General features: G+C 39.7%; 25 protein-coding genes. 8 read left to right on the forward strand and 17 right to left on the reverse strand.

All coding sequences use genetic code 11. From position 1 onward, the window contains the following. Positions 1-296: isocitrate/isopropylmalate family dehydrogenase (locus tag AB5754_RS03695; RefSeq protein ID WP_368259468.1), on the forward strand; the 296-nt coding region annotated here is incomplete at its 5' end. Positions 297-495: 199 nt separating this feature from the next. On the opposite strand, the gene AB5754_RS03700 is transcribed toward AB5754_RS03695, so the two are convergent. Next, a complete protein-coding gene (locus AB5754_RS03700; RefSeq protein ID WP_368250570.1) occupies positions 496-912 on the reverse strand; it encodes a hypothetical protein in 417 nt (138 codons plus the stop codon). 374 nt (positions 913-1,286) lie between these two features. On the opposite strand from AB5754_RS03700, the gene AB5754_RS03705 reads away from it, so the two are divergent. Further along, positions 1,287-1,838, forward strand: coding sequence for a biotin transporter BioY (locus AB5754_RS03705; protein ID WP_368250568.1), 552 nt, complete (start codon positions 1,287-1,289; stop codon positions 1,836-1,838). Between the two features lie 165 nt (positions 1,839-2,003). Here the strand turns inward: AB5754_RS03705 and AB5754_RS03710 are convergent, their stop codons facing one another. The 11 genes from AB5754_RS03710 to AB5754_RS03760 form a co-directional block, all read right to left on the reverse strand. Next, entirely contained in the window at positions 2,004-3,098 is a 1,095-nt protein-coding gene (locus AB5754_RS03710) for a DgaE family pyridoxal phosphate-dependent ammonia lyase (protein WP_368250567.1), read from the reverse strand. After that, complete coding sequence (locus tag AB5754_RS03715; protein ID WP_368250566.1) at positions 3,088-4,194, reverse strand: amidohydrolase/deacetylase family metallohydrolase; 1,107 nt, start codon at positions 4,192-4,194, stop codon at positions 3,088-3,090. The genes AB5754_RS03710 and AB5754_RS03715 overlap by 11 nt, the downstream gene beginning before the upstream one ends. Positions 4,195-4,215: 21 nt before the next feature. Then, a complete protein-coding gene (locus AB5754_RS03720; protein ID WP_311834091.1) occupies positions 4,216-4,299 on the reverse strand; it encodes a phospho-sugar glycosidase domain-containing protein in 84 nt (27 codons plus the stop codon). Positions 4,300-4,390: 91 nt separating this feature from the next. Further along, the gene (locus AB5754_RS03725; RefSeq protein WP_311833849.1) at positions 4,391-4,663 is read right to left on the reverse strand and encodes an HU family DNA-binding protein; all 273 of its coding nucleotides are present in this window, start codon (positions 4,661-4,663) and stop codon (positions 4,391-4,393) included. 306 nt (positions 4,664-4,969) lie between these two features. Continuing rightward, positions 4,970-5,395, reverse strand: a complete 426-nt coding sequence (locus AB5754_RS03730) for a DUF4809 family protein (protein WP_311833848.1) — start codon at positions 5,393-5,395, stop codon at positions 4,970-4,972. 79 nt (positions 5,396-5,474) lie between these two features. Next, a complete protein-coding gene (locus tag AB5754_RS03735; RefSeq protein ID WP_368250564.1) occupies positions 5,475-6,041 on the reverse strand; it encodes a nucleotidyltransferase family protein in 567 nt (188 codons plus the stop codon). Then, entirely contained in the window at positions 6,038-6,781 is a 744-nt protein-coding gene (locus AB5754_RS03740) for a 3-oxoacyl-ACP reductase (RefSeq protein WP_368250563.1), read from the reverse strand. Before AB5754_RS03740 ends, AB5754_RS03735 begins: the two co-directional genes overlap by 4 nt. After that, positions 6,778-6,999: a DUF2829 domain-containing protein gene (locus AB5754_RS03745; protein ID WP_368250562.1), complete on the reverse strand. Its 222-nt coding sequence runs from the start codon at positions 6,997-6,999 to the stop codon at positions 6,778-6,780. The genes AB5754_RS03740 and AB5754_RS03745 overlap by 4 nt, the downstream gene beginning before the upstream one ends. A 69-nt stretch (positions 7,000-7,068) precedes the next feature. After that, positions 7,069-7,968 carry a metallophosphoesterase gene (locus AB5754_RS03750; protein ID WP_368250561.1) on the reverse strand — a complete coding sequence of 300 codons (900 nt, stop codon included), beginning with the start codon at positions 7,966-7,968 and terminating at the stop codon, positions 7,069-7,071. After that, positions 7,965-8,348, reverse strand: coding sequence for an iron-sulfur cluster biosynthesis family protein (locus AB5754_RS03755; RefSeq protein WP_368250559.1), 384 nt, complete (start codon positions 8,346-8,348; stop codon positions 7,965-7,967). The genes AB5754_RS03750 and AB5754_RS03755 overlap by 4 nt, the downstream gene beginning before the upstream one ends. Positions 8,349-8,365: 17 nt before the next feature. Beyond that, positions 8,366-8,935: a GNAT family N-acetyltransferase gene (locus tag AB5754_RS03760; RefSeq protein WP_368250558.1), complete on the reverse strand. Its 570-nt coding sequence runs from the start codon at positions 8,933-8,935 to the stop codon at positions 8,366-8,368. Positions 8,936-9,210: 275 nt separating this feature from the next. On the opposite strand from AB5754_RS03760, the gene AB5754_RS03765 reads away from it, so the two are divergent. Next, the gene (locus AB5754_RS03765; protein ID WP_368250556.1) at positions 9,211-9,666 is read left to right on the forward strand and encodes a YueI family protein; all 456 of its coding nucleotides are present in this window, start codon (positions 9,211-9,213) and stop codon (positions 9,664-9,666) included. 38 nt (positions 9,667-9,704) lie between these two features. Next, the gene (locus tag AB5754_RS03770) at positions 9,705-10,118 is read left to right on the forward strand and encodes a hypothetical protein (protein WP_311833840.1); all 414 of its coding nucleotides are present in this window, start codon (positions 9,705-9,707) and stop codon (positions 10,116-10,118) included. Between the two features lie 69 nt (positions 10,119-10,187). Here the strand turns inward: AB5754_RS03770 and gshAB are convergent, their stop codons facing one another. Then, a complete protein-coding gene (gshAB, locus tag AB5754_RS03775; protein WP_368250555.1) occupies positions 10,188-12,449 on the reverse strand; it encodes a bifunctional glutamate--cysteine ligase GshA/glutathione synthetase GshB in 2,262 nt (753 codons plus the stop codon). A 213-nt stretch (positions 12,450-12,662) separates the two neighbouring features. On the opposite strand from gshAB, the gene AB5754_RS03780 reads away from it, so the two are divergent. The 4 genes from AB5754_RS03780 to AB5754_RS03795 are packed head-to-tail and all read left to right on the forward strand — an operon-like array spanning position 12,663 to position 15,100. Continuing rightward, on the forward strand, positions 12,663-13,070 hold the full coding sequence (locus tag AB5754_RS03780; protein ID WP_311833838.1) for a PTS fructose transporter subunit IIA: 408 nt from the start codon (positions 12,663-12,665) through the stop codon (positions 13,068-13,070). Beyond that, complete coding sequence (locus AB5754_RS03785; protein WP_368250554.1) at positions 13,067-13,522, forward strand: PTS sugar transporter subunit IIB; 456 nt, start codon at positions 13,067-13,069, stop codon at positions 13,520-13,522. Before AB5754_RS03780 ends, AB5754_RS03785 begins: the two co-directional genes overlap by 4 nt. 16 nt (positions 13,523-13,538) lie before the next feature. Continuing rightward, entirely contained in the window at positions 13,539-14,270 is a 732-nt protein-coding gene (locus AB5754_RS03790) for a PTS mannose/fructose/sorbose/N-acetylgalactosamine transporter subunit IIC (RefSeq protein WP_368250553.1), read from the forward strand. A gap of 17 nt (positions 14,271-14,287) precedes the next feature. After that, positions 14,288-15,100 (forward strand): PTS system mannose/fructose/sorbose family transporter subunit IID, encoded by an 813-nt coding sequence (locus tag AB5754_RS03795; RefSeq protein WP_368250551.1) that lies wholly within the window; start codon positions 14,288-14,290, stop codon positions 15,098-15,100. 407 nt (positions 15,101-15,507) lie between these two features. On the opposite strand, the gene AB5754_RS03800 is transcribed toward AB5754_RS03795, so the two are convergent. From AB5754_RS03800 to AB5754_RS03815, 4 genes are read right to left on the reverse strand one after another with little or no spacing between them, the layout of a single operon-like run. Continuing rightward, on the reverse strand, positions 15,508-16,362 hold the full coding sequence (locus tag AB5754_RS03800) for a PfkB family carbohydrate kinase (protein WP_311833834.1): 855 nt from the start codon (positions 16,360-16,362) through the stop codon (positions 15,508-15,510). Between the two features lie 13 nt (positions 16,363-16,375). Beyond that, positions 16,376-17,374: an SIS domain-containing protein gene (locus AB5754_RS03805; RefSeq protein ID WP_311833833.1), complete on the reverse strand. Its 999-nt coding sequence runs from the start codon at positions 17,372-17,374 to the stop codon at positions 16,376-16,378. A gap of 37 nt (positions 17,375-17,411) precedes the next feature. Next, positions 17,412-18,245: a PTS system mannose/fructose/sorbose family transporter subunit IID gene (locus AB5754_RS03810; protein ID WP_311833832.1), complete on the reverse strand. Its 834-nt coding sequence runs from the start codon at positions 18,243-18,245 to the stop codon at positions 17,412-17,414. Beyond that, complete coding sequence (locus tag AB5754_RS03815; protein WP_311833831.1) at positions 18,232-19,011, reverse strand: PTS sugar transporter subunit IIC; 780 nt, start codon at positions 19,009-19,011, stop codon at positions 18,232-18,234. Before AB5754_RS03815 ends, AB5754_RS03810 begins: the two co-directional genes overlap by 14 nt.

A 19,011-nucleotide genomic window follows, 5' to 3' on the forward strand; every position in this document is an offset into this window, starting at 1 on the left:
CTCCTGGAGGCAATATCAATTACCAAACCGGACATGCGATTTTTGAAGCCACCCATGGTACCGCACCAGACATTGCCGGGCTTGGCAAGGCTAATCCCTGTTCCATGCTCTTGTCTGGGAGCATGCTCTTAGCCTATCTTGGTTGGCAAGAAGCTAGTGATTTAGTAGAGCAGGCGATTGAAAAAGCGCTCCTTAATAAAAAAGTCACCGCGGATTTTGCTCACTCTATGGAAAATGCCACCGAAGTCACCACCGCTGAATTTGGACAAATTCTAGTTGCGTTGCTTCAAGAATAAGCAAAAAATCAGCGTGTGACACAGTAAAAGCAAATAACTCGTTTAATGGTTAAAAAAACTAGTCTTAAAATTTTTAACAGAAAAACGCCGAGGCTCTACCTAGTATCTTTTCTAGTAGAATCTCGGCGTTTTCCTGTTTCTTACCTCTAATTAAGACAAATTTTGCAAAATTGAAATGGGCTTTTTTGTAGCCGGGCATTTATTTTTTCCTTTTAATTGCTGAATCACTGTTAACAAGCCTGCGATCCAGCGAAATTTGCATGTGGAAATCATTTTTCAGCAACATGGCACAAAGCAAGACTTCGGCAATAAACCAGTAAATTTGATTGTTTGCTTGTCCTTGCAAATCAATGAAGCTCTGTTGGTGCAAGATGATTTCCAAAGAGATAAAACAAACAAAACTATAAACTACTGCGAACAAAAAACGACTAGTGAGCAGACGACTACGTTTGGCGTTATACAACAACAGACAAATGAACAAAAGTAACAAGCCTAAATGCACATAATAGCCCCAAGGTTGCAATCCAAAATAGTGGGACTGGGCTTCACCAAAGGTAAAACCAGTACTAATGAGCAAATTCAAGACTAAAATCGACCGATACGCAGTTAGTAGCATCTCCTCACCTCTATTTTTCATTTAATTATTATTGAATTATAACAAATAATCCCCGATTTTTCGAAGGTTTGGCTTAGATATGCGAATTCCTATAATCCTTCTAATGTTTTAAAGTAAGTCTTCCTTAAGAATGGTTGAGCAAACTCCTTCAGTTCTCGAGAATTAAGATGGAACCGGCACCTAATAACGCTCTTTATCAGGCGTATGTTTTGACTTAAGTCCCAAGAGAGCTAGTTCGTAAAGTCAAACATCCTTAGCCTGGGTATTTATAAAAATAAAAAAACTTCTTTACCTTTTGTTAACCATTATATATAATCTAGTTAACACCACGTTAACCAACAAAAATATATCAGTTTACGAAAAGAGGAGAATTCATGCGTATCAACTTACGAGAACAAGTCACCGCTGCTATTTTTGCTGCCATTATTGCCATTTTATCTCAATTTACTTTGACATTGCCCATTACTGTGGTGCCATTTACCCTACAGACTTTCATCATTGGGTTAACAGTAACCATTTTAGGCACCCGAACTGGTACATGGGCAATTGGCATTTACCTACTTATCGGCTTGATTGGCATGCCAGTCTTTGCTGGTGGTGGCAGTGGCTTGCATACGCTCTTTGGACCCACGGGAGGCTTTTTACTCGGCTTTCTCTTCAATGGCCTTGTCACTGGCGGGTTATTAGAAAAATTAGGTCGCACCTATTGGTCTGCCATCATCGCAAATCTGGCAGGAGCCGCTGTCGTACTACTTTTTGGGGCCCTTTGGTTACAATTCAGTACCAGCATTACGTTTAACGCTGCCTTACAAGCTGCCGTTATCCCTTTTTTGATTCCTGGTTTACTAAAAGGTGTCGCAGCAGCAATCATCGGTGTCTTGATTGCCCAACGTTTACCAGAAAAATTTTTAACCCCGGCAAAATAACGAAGATAAAAAATACCGCAAGCTCGATGCTTGCGGCGTTTTTTATCTTAGCAAATCCACTTCTGGATAATTCAAATAATTTTCTACCATTTTAATGGTTGTCAAAGGAACGTCTCCAGCCATAGAGGAGTAATGACATTTGTTTTGCTCCTTTTTTCGATTAGTTTAAGCCATGATTTCTTTCAGGCGTGTAACGATTTTTTTCATTTCTGCTTCATTTACAGAACGAATATCAAATTCGATAATTCCTTTATTGGCTTGGTATTCTCGAGTATAAACGGCGGGATTTTGAGCTTTTAATTCGTTAATGACTTCCTTGGCATCTTTGGTACCACTAACGGTAACACTGCCTCGATAAATATCACGACCAGCGCCATCTTGGACAATCTCAGCCTTTAAGCCGGTAATTTCATTGACTGCTTCTACAAAAGGGGCTAAACGCGCTTGCATGGCCTCACCACTTTCACTGCCATTGGCCAAATAATCTTCCACCGCTTGAGTAAAGCCTAAAATATTGTCCTTGCCAATCTTCATGGCCCGACCGATTCCTTTTCCTTGTAGACGCACCCATTCGATGTATTCTTTTTTCCCAATGACCAGTCCGGCACTAGGACCTTCAATGGCTTTGGCACCGGAATAGATCACCAAATCTGCACCGGCAGCACTATAGCGGAACAAATCTTCTTCTGCCGCCGCATCCACAATTAGAGGCAAATCATTCCGTTTTGCCACTTGAACAGCCTCGGCCACCGTGAGCATGCTTTTTTGTACGGTATGGTGGCTTTTAATATACAAAATTGCTGCCGTTTGTTCGGTAATCATCATTTCCAGATGCTCCGGAGAACACATATTAGCATAACCTGCCTCTACGACTTCACCGCCACCTTGATTGACCATCACTTCTACCGGCGTCCCGTAATCCACATTGTGTCCTTTAGGCAAAATGATCTCTCTTGCGGTTACTCGCTTGGTGTAAGGATGATGGGCATGATAGCGATCTCCTTTGCCAATTAGAGCTGCCACTGCTTGGGCAATTCCTGCAGAAGCCGACGAAACAATCTGAGCATCTTCTACTTTTAAGAGCTTTGCCAAATATGCTCCAGTTTTTTCCGACAAGTCACTCATTTCAAAAAAATGTTCGCCCCCAAAACGTTGGGCGGCTAACACGTTTTCTGACACTTTGGAAACCCCTAAAATAGTCATCCGTCCCGAAGCGTTGATGACTTCTTTTAAGCCAAATTTTTGATAACTAATTGTCATAGATAATTCCTCCTACAATGGTTTGCACCGGCACAATCACTTCGTCAGTAATGCGCTTGTGACCATTGGAATCGATTAATTCTTGCTTGTCATTGTGAATTTCAAAAATGGTGAAGTCCCCGTCAAAGCCTGCTGCAATCTGACCCTTGGTTTTCAAGTGAAAGTTTTGGGCTGGTACCCTAGTGATTTTTTCAATAATTTCACTCCATGAATAACCAACTTCATGAAGCTTGGCTAAAGTCGTGGCCATGTCAAACACCGGTCCCTTTTGCCGATTGCGAATGTAGATATCTGTACTGATGGAGGCACATTTCAGCCCTTCTTTTAAGGCAACTTCTGCCACATGAAAATTAAAACTATCCGTTCCATGACCAATATCAAAAACAATTCCTCGACGATAAGCTTCCCAGACAAAGTCTTTTATTTGATCCGTTTGTTGATCCAAAATACCATTGGTCTTGCCATTGAAGCAATGGGTTAAGACGTCACCAGCTTCCATCACCTGTAAAATATCTCTTAATTCAGGCGGATTGGAGCCAATGTGCACCATCATCGGTAAATTCCCATTATCTTTTTGAATTTCTTTAGCCATCCTTAATGGTTTAATGCCATTATCTCCTACCACGGTTTTACTCATGCGCGCTTTAATTCCCAAAATAAAATTCGGATAATCGCTTATGGCTTTAGCAACTAGTTCAGACTGGACCTTAGTTAAGTCGGCCAATTCATCTTGTTCCACAATGCCAAATTTGGAAATATTAACTAGGGCATAGACATTGGTTTTCGCAGCTTTAGCTAATTCATAAAAGTGACCGATATTTTCTGCTCCCGTAGTCCCAGCGTCAATCACCGTAGTGACTCCTTTTTTATAGCCGATTTCATCGGGATAATCATAATACAAGGTCATCTCTTCAAAGCAGTGAACGTGGTCATCAATCCAACCGGCTGAAAGGTATTGATTGTCTTTTAAGCTGATTTCTTTTTTAGCCCTTTCAGCTATTTTCGGAGCAACTTTTGCAATTTTGCCGGCTTTTAAGGCAATGTCCACCACGTCACCGGTAATTTGTCGCGCATTTCTAATGATTAAATCATACATAGTATTCACCCTTTGTAACAACTATTTTGTAACACTAAAACGAAATTTCGACCAAGGTTTGATAAATGGTAATAAAATCAATTCCTCTTTTGCAATGGAAGCCACCTTGTTTTTTAGAAAAATCCCAAGAAAAAATCGCTATTTTTGCAACAAAAAACCCGTTACCCCAAGGCAACAGGTTCATTCATTTATTCGCTTATTTCACAGCGTCTTTCAATTGTTTACCAGGTTTGAAAGCTGGTGTTTTAGAAGCTTTGATTTCGATTTCTTCCCCAGTTTGTGGGTTGCGGCCTTTACGAGCAGCCCGATTGCGAACTTCAAAAGTACCGAAGCCCATGATTTGAACACTGTCGCCATTTTTCAAAGAGGTTTCAACAGTGTCAACGATGGCAGTTAAAACTGCGGTAGCATCTTTTTTAGTTAAGCCTGATTTTTCGGCAACTGCGGAAATTAATTCTGCTTTATTCATGAATAATTCCTCCTAGGAATAAAATAATTGGGATATTGAATAATCCCTACGTATTATTCTAGCAAAATCCCCATTACTCCGCAACAGAAAACCCTTTCTGAAATTTGATTAAATAATCAAATGGAGAATCCCGCTGTCTTTTTATTATTTTGAGAATCTGCTAAAAAGGCTGACACAATAGACTTTTACACGTTCTTTGCCATAATCATTCAGCCTGCTTTCGTTACTGGAAACCATTTCTTTTCAGCTAATTAAATTTACATTTCTGACAAATCCTTGCTACATCAAGGGTCTTCTAGGAATTGCCTAGTCTTGATACAAAGGTTGTGGTTCGATTAATTGATATTCAAAAGATACTGCTTCAATCCCAAATAAAGCTAAAATTTCATTGGTGTGGCGATACAAGTCTTCCATATCACAGTATTTTTTGTCCGCAGTGACTTTTTCGTTTCCTTTTTGGTAACTAACACTGTGGCTTGTCTCTTGGTTGATGATTTCTTGACCCTCTTTTTTATAAACCATCGCTTCTTCGTCCATACCTAACATAGTAAAGGCTTGTTTCCAATGATCTTTTTGTGCAAAAGCCATTACCAATGAAGGCACATCCAAGTTTTCTAAGGAGACTTCATTTCCATCTTCAAAGGTCAAGCGAAAAACATGAAGAGCGAAAGATTCGCAAGCGTTACAGCCGCCTTCTGCAATTCGTTTTTTGCCGCTAATAATTGCGTTCATAATTTGTTCCTCCTGTTCATTTGCCCTCATTATACTCCTTCTTTGGCTAAAGAAAAGAGTAGGAATAAAATGGGGCTTTTTACGTTAGATAAATTTTGATATCCGGCCAAAAAGTGGGCCAATTTTTAGCAGCTACTCGCTTTTGATAGACCGCTAAATATTCCTCATTTTGGCTAAAGTGCGGAGTGGGACGTACTTCAAAATTTGCCAAATCCTCTAATCCCCATAACGCTTTAAAGACAAGTTGGCCATTTTCTAAACGACAAGCTAGCGTCGTACAAGTTTCGGGATATTTGCTAACGGCATCCAAACTGCTGACATAAGGGACCTCTTCTGCAAAGTTGTGCCGGTGCATCCAAGCTTGATTTTTGATTTCCCAGTTGATTTCAGAATGACTAGCCGCCAATTGTGCAGCTAAAGCTTCACTTTCCTCATAACTTATGGAATCATCAAAAAAGACCACATCCACATCATTTTGTGGCCCTTTTAGCTGGCTTAGCTTTTGCCAAAGAAAGTTTCGCAAAGTCCCTGCCACAAGCCAACAATCCGGTAATTGCCAACTAGCCATAATCTGCAAAATCTGCATTATCTCTTGGTCAGCTTTGAGCCATTCCACCACTTGGGCTCTTTTTAACTGCTGAGTCATTTTAATAACCAGCCCCCATCAATGGGAATCACATTTCCCTGAAGATAACGGGCTTTCCTACTAGCCATAAACAAAGTGACACCCGCTACTTCTTCCGGTTGAGCCCAGCGTTTGACCGGAGTTTCTTCTGCCACCCATTTTGCCATGGCACCATCGCCGGCAAAGTCGGCCGCATTCATCGGCGTTTGAATTGCTCCCGGCGCTAAAGCCAAAACGTGAATTCCTTGACTGGCGTAATCCAAAGCCAACTGTTTCGTAAAACCGGCAATCGCGTGTTTTGCTGTAGTATAAGCAATTCCACCACCTCCAGCCACAAAACTCGCCACAGAAGCCATGTTGATAATGGTTCCTTGCTTATTAGCCAGCATTTTCGGTAACACTGCCTTAGTCAAATAAAACATGCTGTTCACATTAGTCTGAAGAATTTCTTGCCACAGTGCCGTATCAGTCTCCAATAGCGGGGCGTAGGCATCCAGTTTTCCCGCCGTATTCAATAAGATTTCTACTGGACCAAAGCAGGCTTCACATTCAGCCACTGTCTTTTGACAGATTGCTTCTTGAGAAACATCGCCACAAAAAGTAACAAGCTGTGCCTCTTCTAACAACGCTGGGGGAAAAGCTTGCTTGTCCACAGCAAATACTTTTGCACCAACAGCTAAAAAAGCCCGCACTTGGGCTAAGCCAATCCCTGAAGCGCCACCGGTCACTAGCACCACTTTTCCCGCAAACTCTGAACTCATTGCACCACAACCCAGTCTTCAGCCAAAATATCGCAGACTGTCGGAGCAAAGCTAGAGAAACCTTCATCACTAGTCTTAATCAATAAATAAGGAGTCACTGGTGCCCCTTCAAACGTATCCCCAACAACTAATGTCACATAAAGTTCATAGCCACTCCAACCTGTTCGTAAAATTTTTGCACCCTTTTTTAATTCCGGTAAAATCGCTTCAAATGTCATTTCCGTCTCCTCCTTGTTTTGTCCATTATATGCCAGAAAAAAGAGGCTGACCAGCAACTTCTGGCGCCTCTAATAGTCGATAATCGTCATCCCACGGCGAAATTCTGTCGCTAAATGTTCCTGCTTGTACTTCTCAAATTCCTCTTGATGCCGTCGCAAAATCCCCCGCAGTTTCATCGGTGCGTATTCTGTGACTAATTGATTGATAAAGACAAACTCCCGGGTCAATTCCCATTCAAAATAATAACCAAAAGGTCGACAACTGTAGACCGTCTTCCCAATAGTCAAATCGGAAAAGCGCCGATGAGTGTGCCCAAAGACGCAGTGGCTAAGATTCTCATACCGATCCAACAACTCTCCTAACTCCCCGGAGCCTAAAAAAGCATTCAGTTCATTCCAGCGTTGGTATTTGGGGTCCGTCTGGTAGACGATAAATTCTTTTTTCGGCACAAAGTGAGTGGCTAAGATCACTTCTTTGCCTTCCACTTGCAGCCGATCCAATACTTGCTTCAGACGTTGACACAAATCTGCGTCCACAAGCGGATCACTGTGACTTCTAGTAATCATACGGTCATACCAGTAAAGTTGTTTTAACTTGGCAATCTTTTTTAAATCATAGTCCGTGGCAAACAAATAATCATACCAGCCGTTATAGCCTAAAAGCACTTTGTTTTTTGTCAATGGTCGCTCTTGAAAGTTTAAAAAAGCTGGATTGTGATAGTTTTCAATCTCTTCTTCTTCCAAATCCGCCATTTCGTGATTGCCCCAGTTAAAGCTAGTAGGAAAACCCGCTGCTTCAAAAAACGTCACCACTTCCAAAGCCCGCGTTACTTTATTGGCAATATCTCCAGCTAGATGAAGCTGGTTAACTCCATTTTCCCGCAAAACTGTCGCCAATACACTCAATTCTTTTTCGAAAAAGCCATTAATATCCACATGCAAATCGGAAATAATCGCCAGCCGACTCACGCTTTTTGCCCAGTTGCTTGACTTTGTTCCATACGTAAAAAGGCAATATTATCCGCCACAATGCCAGATTTTCCTTTTAAGCGCAGTCCATTTTGGGGATTAAAAGTCAAAAAATTTTCTTCCTCGAAATAAGGCAGTGACGTTTCCTTAATGTAAAAAATGCCTACCGCCGTTTCCACCGGTATATTATAAACTTCTAAGCCTGTTGATGGATATTCTGCTCCCGTCACGATTAAGCGAAAGCTCAAGTCAAGTCGGCAGCTGATTTCCGTATTAGCAAAAGGACCTACTCCATCTTCAAAGTCAAAATACAATCGGTCTCCTGTCTGCAATTTTGGTTCTAGCCATTCGGTTACACGGTCATCTAAAATAATTTTCATAATTCTCATCCTTTCCATTACAAAATATGTCGTTGCCATTCTTTCATGGAGATACTATAAAGACAAGTATCTACCACTTGGCCTTTCATTTTTTGAGCACAAGGAACTTGGCCGATTTTTTTCATTCCAATTTTTTCCATTACTTTGCCGGAACTAGGATTGCGCACATCGTGAATTGCCTGAATGCTGACCAAGCCCAATCGGTCAAAACCTAGAGATAAAAGGGCCATCGCCGCTTCGGGTGCCAAACCTTGTCCCCAATAAGTCTTATTTAAGGCATAGCCCAGTTCTCCGCAATATTTTTCTTTATCTACTCTCAGGTCAATCGTACCAATCATCTTGCCTGATTGTCGTTCTTCAATAGCATATTTTCCCAAAGGACTACTTAAAAAATACTCTGCAATTCCTGTCCGGGTATCCGCCAATGATTGGTGGGTGGGAAAGATGAAACGTGTGGTTTCCTCATCACTGGCGTATTCAAACATATCCTTAGCATCTCTTAAACCCACCGGTCGCAAAAGCAGGCGTGGAGTCTCAATCAGCTGATTTTCCGCCAAAAGCAGCGTTAACGATACTTCCTTTTCCATGAAATCCCCCATTTCTTTGTTTAAATTATAGTCGAAAACCTTGGAAAAAGGAAAAAATCCCGTTGCCTCTATTTTTTGTGCGTAGCAAATAAACTTCAAAACTTTTTCAAACTGATTATTTCAGTAGATCAGTTTAGCTAGACTGCCTTATCTTCTTTAGTTTTTCATTCGTATTCTTTTTTGAAAGTGCTATAATTAATGTAACGGTATTCACCGTCGATCATTGCCCGCTAAGAAAAGGGCTACCCCTGATTTTACTTAAAAGGAGCATCCCCATGGCAGACGACCAAATCCAAAAACATTTAGACAAAGGCCGTTTCGGCACGCCCCAAATTAATCCCGATGAGCAACGAAAATATTTGGGTACATTTCGGGAACGCTGTTATTTGAGCATGACCATTGACCAAATGAAAGACAAGGACAATCAACAAAAATTGCTAACAGAATTACAAAATGATCCTGGCAGTCAAATTTTATTGAATGGCCAAATTTCAGAATCCTTACAAGGAGCGTATATTCAGCTGATTACTAAAGCCCAGTATCCTTTTACTGTGGTGAATAATTTTTCCGGAGAATCACCGGATGATATCGGTCTTTTAGTAGTAGCAAAAGAAGCCGTCAACCAGCCTGTAATTGATGTCGACGAAAAATACCCGGATCAAAAATTGCCCACTGAACCTGAAACAAAAGAGAAACCTGGCTTTTTTGATCGCTTGTTCCATCATGATTAAATAAACGCTAGAAAAACTAGCACAAAGGGGGAAATAAAATGACTGTACCAACTTATGAAGTCTTAAAAGGAGAACTATTGGAAGCTTTGGATACTCACATTGATATCTTAAAAGATGCTTCTTACATTCAAGATAGCCACTTGGATGGCATTATGTTTATGATGCGCAGTTTAGGTTTTATCTTTGACCGGGCACCAAAAGTCTTGGCTGAAGAAGATCCTGAAGAAATGAATTACCAAATGTTTCAATACTATAGTTTGCTGACAGAACTGAAGTACAATTTAACTTTGCATTTTCCTTATGCGCAAATCAATAATGTTTCCTTACTAGAAATCGTGGAACAATTTCCCACTACCTACGAAAAGGAAATGAAAGCTTGGTGGGAACAGCTAACCGGCCTTCTAGTAGAAGAAACCAAGCAAACAATCGAAATTAAAGAGTTTGAATATTAATCGATTTCTTTTAAGAACGAAAAAAGAGCAAAACACTGATTTCACAATACTCAGTGTTTTGCTCTTTTGTTATGCTTTCAATTCTGGAAAGAGAAATTCTAAAACCGCCAGCGTTAAACGACGACTTTTTCCCTGATAAGGATAGACGTGCATGTGCATGGCCGGGTTGAAGTTTGCCTCGATAATGCCGTATGCACCAGGGGTCTTCGCAGGTATTTTACTATTGGGAATAATCAAATCAATGCCGCTGATTTTAGCTCCCAGGGCTTTTACAGCTGCTACCGCCACGTCTTTATAGTCTTGGTTGATTTCATCTGTCATGTCAATAGAATCCCCACCAGTGGAAACATTGGAATTTTCTCTCAGATAAACGGTAATGCCTTTGTCCACCACGGAATCAAACCGATAACCTTGCTCTGCTAACATCAACTCTTCAATCGAGCCCAATTGAATCAATTCCAAAGGGGCACGATGATGAGTGCCGCGTAAGGGATCTTGATTTTTAGCAGCTACTAATTCCCCTATGGTGTGATTTCCGTCTCCCACTACATTGGCGGGTACTCGCTGCATAATAGCTTCTACTTGGCCGTTTAATACAAAAAAGCGATATTCCGTACCTGGTAAAAATTCTTCCACTAAAATGGCCTCGTCTTCAGCAAAGGCAATTTCCACTGCCTGTTTAAAGGTATCAAAGTTCGGGGCTTCTTTAAAAATTGAAATGCCTAAACCGTAATTGGTGGATTTAGGTTTTACTACGATGGCTCGGTTTTGAAACTGGGAAAAAGATTGAAGTGCACTGGTAATATCCCCGTATTCTCCCCCAGCAGGTACACAAAAACCGGCTTGATGTAAAACTTTTTTGGTCACCGTCTTATTGGCCATCATTAAAGGTACCACATAACTGTCTTTACTGGTCATATTGGCATTTTTGACATATTCTCTGTGATTGGCAAAATCCAATTGTAAAAACTGATCGGATCGATCCAAAATCCTAGCTTTCACACCTTTTTGAATGGCATCAAAAAGGAGGATTTGCGTGGACAATTCCATGTCAGTAAAGCCAGCTAACTGATACGGTTTCGCCCAAGCTTGTTGGTGATTTTTTTGAGCAAGCTCACTAGCTACCGCCTGTTGGGAGCTAGTTTCAGATTGAGCTAACAGTTGAGCTGCCATGGTTTTTCTAGGATTAGCTAGACAGTCTTTACCCCAGTCTAAAAATTCTGCCGGCAAAGGCAAGTTCAACACTTTTATTAAGTTAGCCATTTCCTCTAGCAACCAACGGCCTTCTTTTTCATAAGCAGTCTTAGCATAAGGATGTTCCAAAGCTACCTCATCATTCTTCAGTGCGCCTTTTGTGACCCAAGTATCAGCAACTTCTTCTTCCGGTAACCACAGCATTAGCAATAAAAAGACTTGCAAAAACTGGGCTTGTTTTGCAGAAAAACCATAGCGTTCAAAAGGCTGCAAATCAATGTCTCGCAATTCAATATAGCGAATGCCACAGTCCTTTAAGTCTTGTACTCGCTTGCCTCCTCGCAATCGCAAAGGCGCATAGTATTCTTTGTCTTCAGAAAGTTGCCCGTTTTCTACTAGTTGTTCAATATCACTTAAATAACGAGTAAGACTTTCATAAGAAACGGATACATCATCATGGTTGCGATAGCCGTATTTACTATTGCGAATACTCCGTAATGGTTCTTTAGGCCGCTCTTCTTGCGTGAAGTAATTGGCCTCACTGATTGGTGCTGCCCCATAGAGATACGTCAGCAACCAGTGGTAACGTAAATAATTGCGGGCAACTTTCATATAGACTTCTGTCTGAAAGTCTTGCAAGGAAAGCTCACTTTGCTGGGCAAATAAAGCTTGAATTAAAGGCTGTCCAAATTCAAAATTAAAATGAATCCCTGAAACCATCTGTTTGCGACGACCATATTCTCGAGCTAAATAACGGCGATATAAGACATCTTCAAAAGCATCTAACTCCGCTAGTTTGATTTCACTTTCGTTTTCAGGTAAAGCCGGGGGCATACTCAAAGGCCATAATGCTTCATTTTCTGGTAACGAACGGTAAGCCACGTCGTGAAGTGCCGCTAGCCAATCCATCAACTCAGCTGGTGAATCGGTCACTGGAGTGATTAATTCTAATTGCGTTTCCGCAAAGTCTGTTTGAATATAAGGATGATAATTACGATTGCCTAATTTTTTAGGATGATTGGTTTGGGCTAGTTTTCCTTGTAAAGTAACTCGCTGGCCTTCTCTTTCCAAACCAAAGCGGGCATTTAAAGCTAGCGGTGCTACAGAAGCAGATTGGAGCATCTTTTTGAAATTCATCTATATTTTCCTCATTTATTCATTTTCTTGCACTTATTATAGAGGAAATTCTTCAAAAACCCCAGTTTAAAAATTAAAAATGACTTTTTAAATCAGTTTAAGTAAACGAGCCAACAAAATTACTTTTGGTAATTTTGTTGGCTCGTTTACTTAAAATATCATTGACTTTTATTTTACCATTGGTTAATATTGAGTCATGAATGGAGGTGGAATATGGTTACAATTATCTTAGCAAGCCACAAAACATTAGCGAAAGGGATGAAGGAAACCGCAGAATACATTATAGGAAATACCGAAGCAATCCGAGTTATGACTGCTTATGAGACAAGCGATTACGACATTGAACAGGATACACATCAACTCTTACTAAATACTGATAAAGTACTCGTAGTTACAGACGTAATCGGTGGTAGTGTTAATAGTCACTGGATGAATTATGTTTATGAACATGAACTGGCTGATAAAGTTACCATCATTTCAGGAATGACTTTATCATTAGTAATGGAATTGTGTACAAATCTTACAAATCCAACCATTTGGCAAGAATTACCAGCTATTATTGAATCCGCACAGGCAAGTATTATGAATTGCTCGGTACTAATTAAGGAGGAAAGAAAATGATAAAACTTTTACGTATTGACGATCGCCTCATTCATGGTCAAGTAGCTATGGCTTGGACCAAATCAATTGCTGCTGATCATATTATTGTAGTAGATGATCCATCAGCAAGTGACAAAATGAAAATGATGATACTAACTCTTGCAAAACCCGCCTCAACAGGCTTGGATATTGTCTCATTAAGTGACTTTAAATCTGTATATGAAGCAAATAAACAAAAGAATGTAATGATTGTAACTAGCTCTCCACGTAATGCCTTCGAAATTGTAAGCGTTATCGACGAACCTTTATCTACTATTAATCTAGGTGGTCTGCGTTACAACGACAGTAAAGAAAAAATAAATGAATACATCGCGTTAACACCCGAAGACAAAGACTATTTACAAAAACTAAAAGAAAATAACTATCAACTAATTATGCAAGCAACACCTAATGGTAAATCAAAAGAATTCTAGGAAATGGGGAGAATAAATGATTGAATGCATATTAATTGGTCTAGTCGGATACCTCACAACCATTGATGAGCGATATTTTGGGGCTTCCATGATGAATCGTCCAATTATCGTAGGTCCTGTTGTTGGTTTAATTCTAGGTGATTTGCAGCAAGGTATCCTGATTGGGGCAGCATTAGAATCTATGTTTATTGGTATTGTCACAATTGGAGCAGCATTACCTCCTGATGTCGGAATTGCTGGTACAATTGCGACTGCTTTGGCAATTAAAAGTGGTGCTGGTGCGGATGTTGCCGTGACCCTTGCAATGCCTTTTGCTGTGCTGGCTCAAGGCTTAAACATGCTTGCCTTCACTATTAATTCCTTTACTGTTTCAAAAGGTCGTAAAGCAATAGAACGACACAATATTTCTACTTTCCAAAAATGGCACTTTTTTCCTTTAATTGTTCGATTACCATCAGCCATTTTAACTTTTCTAGTAGTTTATTTCGGTGCCAATGCCACTGAAATTTTTGTAAATCTGATGCCAGAAAAGCTAATGAGTGGCTTTACCGTTGCTTCCGGTTTATTACCTGCCGTTGGTTTTGCCATGTTAATTCAAGGGATGATCGACAAAAAATCGGCGCCTTTCTTTTTCATTGGTTACCTTTTAACTGCTTATTTAGAAGTACCAGTAGTAGGGGTTGCTGTAGCGGCTATCATGATTGCTTTGCTGATTGTTCAATCTAAACGTCATCCAGCAGATGCGTAAAAGGAGGAAAAGAATAAATGGAGGAAGTAAAATTATCAAAAAAAGAGTTAAATAAAGTTTTTTGGCGTTCATTTGCCCTACAAGGATCGGAGTCCTATACAGATATGCAAGGAATGGGCTATAGCTATTCCATCCTCCCAGCCTTGAAGAAAATATATGCCACTGATGATGAAAAGTACTATGAATCTTTATATCGCAACACTGAGTTCTTTAACACAACTCCTCATGTTTCAACCTTTATTATGGGAATGACCTTGGCATTAGAAGAAGAGAATGCCAAAACCGATGATTTTCAAACTGAAACAATCTCTTCTATAAAAGCAGCATTAATGGGTCCTGTAGCCGGTATAGGAGATAGCTTTTATTGGGGGACGTTTCGAGTTATCGCAGCAGGAATTGGGCTGTCTTTAGCTGCTCAAGGTAATTTACTAGGTCCTATTCTTTATTTTCTAATTTACACTATTTTACATTTCCTTGGACGTTATGGTTGTTTACGCATTGGCTATAAAATGGGAGCAAATGCCATTGAGAAAGCATTTAACAATGACTATTTAGGAAGCTTTTCAACTTCTGCCTCAATCGTCGGACTAATGTCAATTGGCGCAATGACTTCATCATTAGTAAACTTCACTATCCCCGCAGTCTTTGAAACAAAAGGCGGTGAGATCAACGTTCAACAAATGCTAGATGATATTTTCCCAGGATTACTTTCACTCGGATTAACTTTCTTCGTTTATTTCTTGTTGAAGAAAAATGTCAAAGTGCTTTGGATTATCTTAGCAATTTTTATATTCAGTATTTTAGGTGTCTATATTGGCCTACTAGGTTAAATGCTCTTGCAATAAAAAAACATTCTCGACTTATCCGTACTTGATTTACTAATGATCAAGTGCAGATAAGCCGAGATTTTTTTACACATTCAGCTACAACCTTAACTATCTATTCTTACTAAAACCTATCCTACTGATTTTTCACTTATTTAAGAGCTAATTACTTCAAAGCTCGTTATAACTTCATACCACCATTTAAAAGTTTACATTATTGATTGGATTAAATTTGCTTTAGAACGTGTCCTCGATCAATTAGCGCACAATAATAAGTTATTAATTGCACCTCATATTCCTTTTTAAGCTACATACTTAGAGCCTACCTAACTAAAAAAATAAGTCTGATGTCATTTCAACATCAAACTTATTTCCATACTTAATCTTAAAATATCTTAAAATAAATTCCGCAACTAAGGATTGATTGGTTCACCATGTCCAAAAGATCCGTCTACAGATAACGTTTTATAGGCGACATCTGCTCCCTGATGAAAACAATCAATCACATGCTCTTCCATGGTTTTACCATTTCTTTCTAAAACAAAGTGACTGGCAAAAGCCGCAAAATATGCATCTCCTGCTCCCATAGTGTCATGAGGTGCTTCCACTTTCTTGATAAAACCTTGATAGGTCTTATTATTAACAGTATCCACAAAAATCGGGCTCTTGCTCCCTCTTGTCAAAAGAATATATGGAACTTCAAACGATTGACAAGTTCCAATCAAGCGATGGATTTCTCGTTCATCATCATTTGCTACTGAAAATTGAGCCATATAAAGTGATGGACAAACGTCAGCTAAATATTCTTCCGTTCGATATTTAGCCACATCCGAAAAATCAAACGAAATAGATACATTATATTTTTTCAATTCTTTAAGTTTATCCTCAGTTCGACTATGACAACTAGTATGAACGAGCGCACTGTTTTGAAATAAGGTAATTCGCTCTTGTGTTAAATCAGGCGTCTTCCTTTGTCCTGGGATTCCACCAATAAATTCTCGATCGCCATCTTTGATTTTCACATGAGCTTGTTCGGTCTGCGTTTCGATAATCTCACAATAAGAAATATCCACCTGCTCAGATTCGATGGCGTGTTGTAGCAACACGCCATCAGAATCTGAAGATAAACTGCCAACATAATAGGCTTTTACACCACTTTTTTGGGCATTCACAGCAAAATTAACTGCATTACCACCAGGATATTTCCGATTAAAATTAACGTAGTAATCTACGACATTATCGCCAAAACCTACTACATACTGTGACATTTCTTCACCTACTTTAATATTCTACAACTCGGTAATACCGACGTTTATCAAGAGAATGATTCCGAATATGTTCGAGATGAACACTGACTCTTCCTAAAACGGCCCACATTACAGGAGCACAAAGTAACTCTCGGAATTCATCGCTGATCCCTGGCAATTCATAATCCTTGGTATCAAAAACAGTAAACTTGTCGGTATATTGTTTAGCAAATCTTTCTACTCGTTCATCTAAAGGTCTTGTTTCACCTTCTGTTTTAAGTAAGGTTACACAGACATCTGACTCAACTAATTCCAAAGTGCCATGGAAAAATTCAGGGGAAGTCACTGATTTTGTCCGCAACCATTGTGATTCTTCTAAAACACACATGGAGTATGAATAAGTAATTCCCCAAAGGTTACCACTACCTACCCAAATTTGGTAAGGATCATTTTGAAACTCTTTTGCATACAACTCGCCTTTTTCATCTGCTTGTTGGCGAACCGCATTTAATGCTTTAGGCAAACCCTTTAACTCATCTGCAAAGCGTTGGTATTCAGGAAATTCACCGTTTAAGTTTAAGATTGACATGATGAAGAAATACAACGGCATTTCTTGTGGTCTACCATCTAAATAATTAATTGAGTACGTAGTTAAGGCAGCCAGTGGTGTGTCTTCTTTACTAACAATCCCTACTGTCGGTACATTCAAATCTTTTAAGTATTCTGCAGCTGCAATAGTTTCTTTAGTGTCTCCCGATTTAGAGTATAAAATCACTAAAGAGTCTTTTGCTAGCTGTTTATGGCCTGTTAATACCAACTCGGCCGCAGTCAGAGAATAAACTGGAATTGCAGATTTAGTAGCCAAAATGTATTCAAAAGGTTGCATTACCGCTACAGAACCCCCAGATGCTGTGAAAAAGATATTACGGATGCCAGCTTCATAAGCCTTTTTAGCAATCCCTTCAACTTCTTCGCGAATACCATAAATTCGGTTTCCCTTTTCTTCCATCTCTTTTGCATCAAAATTCAACATTTCTTACTTCCTCCTAATTAATCTGTTACAAAGTTTTTTATGTGGTTAAAAAGCCAAAGAATGCGGCAATAATCCCAAAAGCAAAGATTGCAACTAAAATATGAGTGGTCTTAAAACCTTTCTTTAATAGCCAGTAAACTACCAAGACACACAGCAAGGAAAGCATATTAGGTAAAATACCATCCACAATACTTTGAATTGTCGTTGCTTCCTCACCCTGACCAATTGACCCTGCTAATTGAATCGACACCATGCTTCCAGACATTCCGCCGATAACCATCAGCCCCAAGATAGATGCTGCATGAGTCAAGGTTCTCATAACACCAGAAGCTTCGATGTTTTCTAATAATTTAGTACCGAACTTATAGCCTTGCATCACACCAAAGTAACGAAGAATAAAATTAGGAACATTGAAAATCAGCAAGAACATTATCGGTCCTAAAATGCTACCTTCTTTTGAAAAAGATGCCCCGACACCAATCCCAATTACTAAAAGAGTACCCCAAAAGAGTGAATCCCCAATACCTGCCAAAGGTCCCATTAATGCTGTTTTTATCGAGCGAATAGCCGAAGTATCAAATTGTTCTGGATTTTTCGCATTTTCTTCTTCCATAGCCGCGACAATCCCCATAATGAAAGTTGATAAGGGTGGCGCTGTATTAAAGAATTCCAAATGCCGGCTTGCAGCTGCGCTTTTTTCGGCCTCATTGTCCCCATAGATTTTTTCTAAGGCTGGCATCATCGCAAAAGCAAACCCCATATGTTGCTGGCGTTCAAAGTTCCATGATGCTTCGAGGCCACAAGAACGAATACAAATCTTCGTTAGATCTTCTTTTGTTAACACACCTGTACTAGAATTAGAAGTCATCATCAAGTGTCGCCTCCTTAGTCATCAATTTAGTCTTATTTTCCATTGAAACAATGATATAAGCTAGACAAACGCCGAAAATTGCAATCCCTAAAATTGGAACATGCAGGTAACTAAATAGAGCAAAACCAATCACAAAATAGACTAGTACGTCTTTTTTAAGCAGCATTTGTAGCAAAATCCCAAACCCTAGTGCTGGCATAATCCCCGCCGCAATATTAATTCCGTCTTGAACAAAGACTGGAATCGCATTCAAAATGCGTTCCATCACAGGACTTCCTAAGTAAAAGGAGAATCCAACAAACAAAGCTCGTGGTATACTCTTCACTGAGATAAATCCTAAAACATGCATTCTTGAGACGCCTTTTAAATTCCCTTGCTCAGCAAAATGATCTGCTTTTCGAGCAATCATTGGTAAAACTAACAAAGTCAATACATTATCAACAATCAAGAATAACGCAGCAATTGGGAAGGCCAAAGTTAAAGCAAATTCAGCTCCTTTTCCTGTAGCAATTGCAAAGGCGGTCCCCAAAATCCCCCCAGAAACAATATCCGGCGGACGTGCCGCTCCAATTGTTATTGCTCCTACAAAAGCTAGTTCTAATGTCGCACCCATCATGATGCCCATCTTTAAATCGCCCATGATTAAACCTACAAAGACTGATGTGACAATTGGACGAGAAAGGTTATTCGTCCCAGTCATCCAGTCAATGACAATCAAGGCAGTCAAGATAGCAAGCAAAATGGATTGAACCAATAGACTATCCAT

Source organism: Enterococcus sp. 2201sp1_2201st1_C11_2201SCRN_220225 (assembly GCF_040925905.1).
GTDB lineage: Bacteria > Bacillota > Bacilli > Lactobacillales > Enterococcaceae > Enterococcus_C > Enterococcus_C asini_A.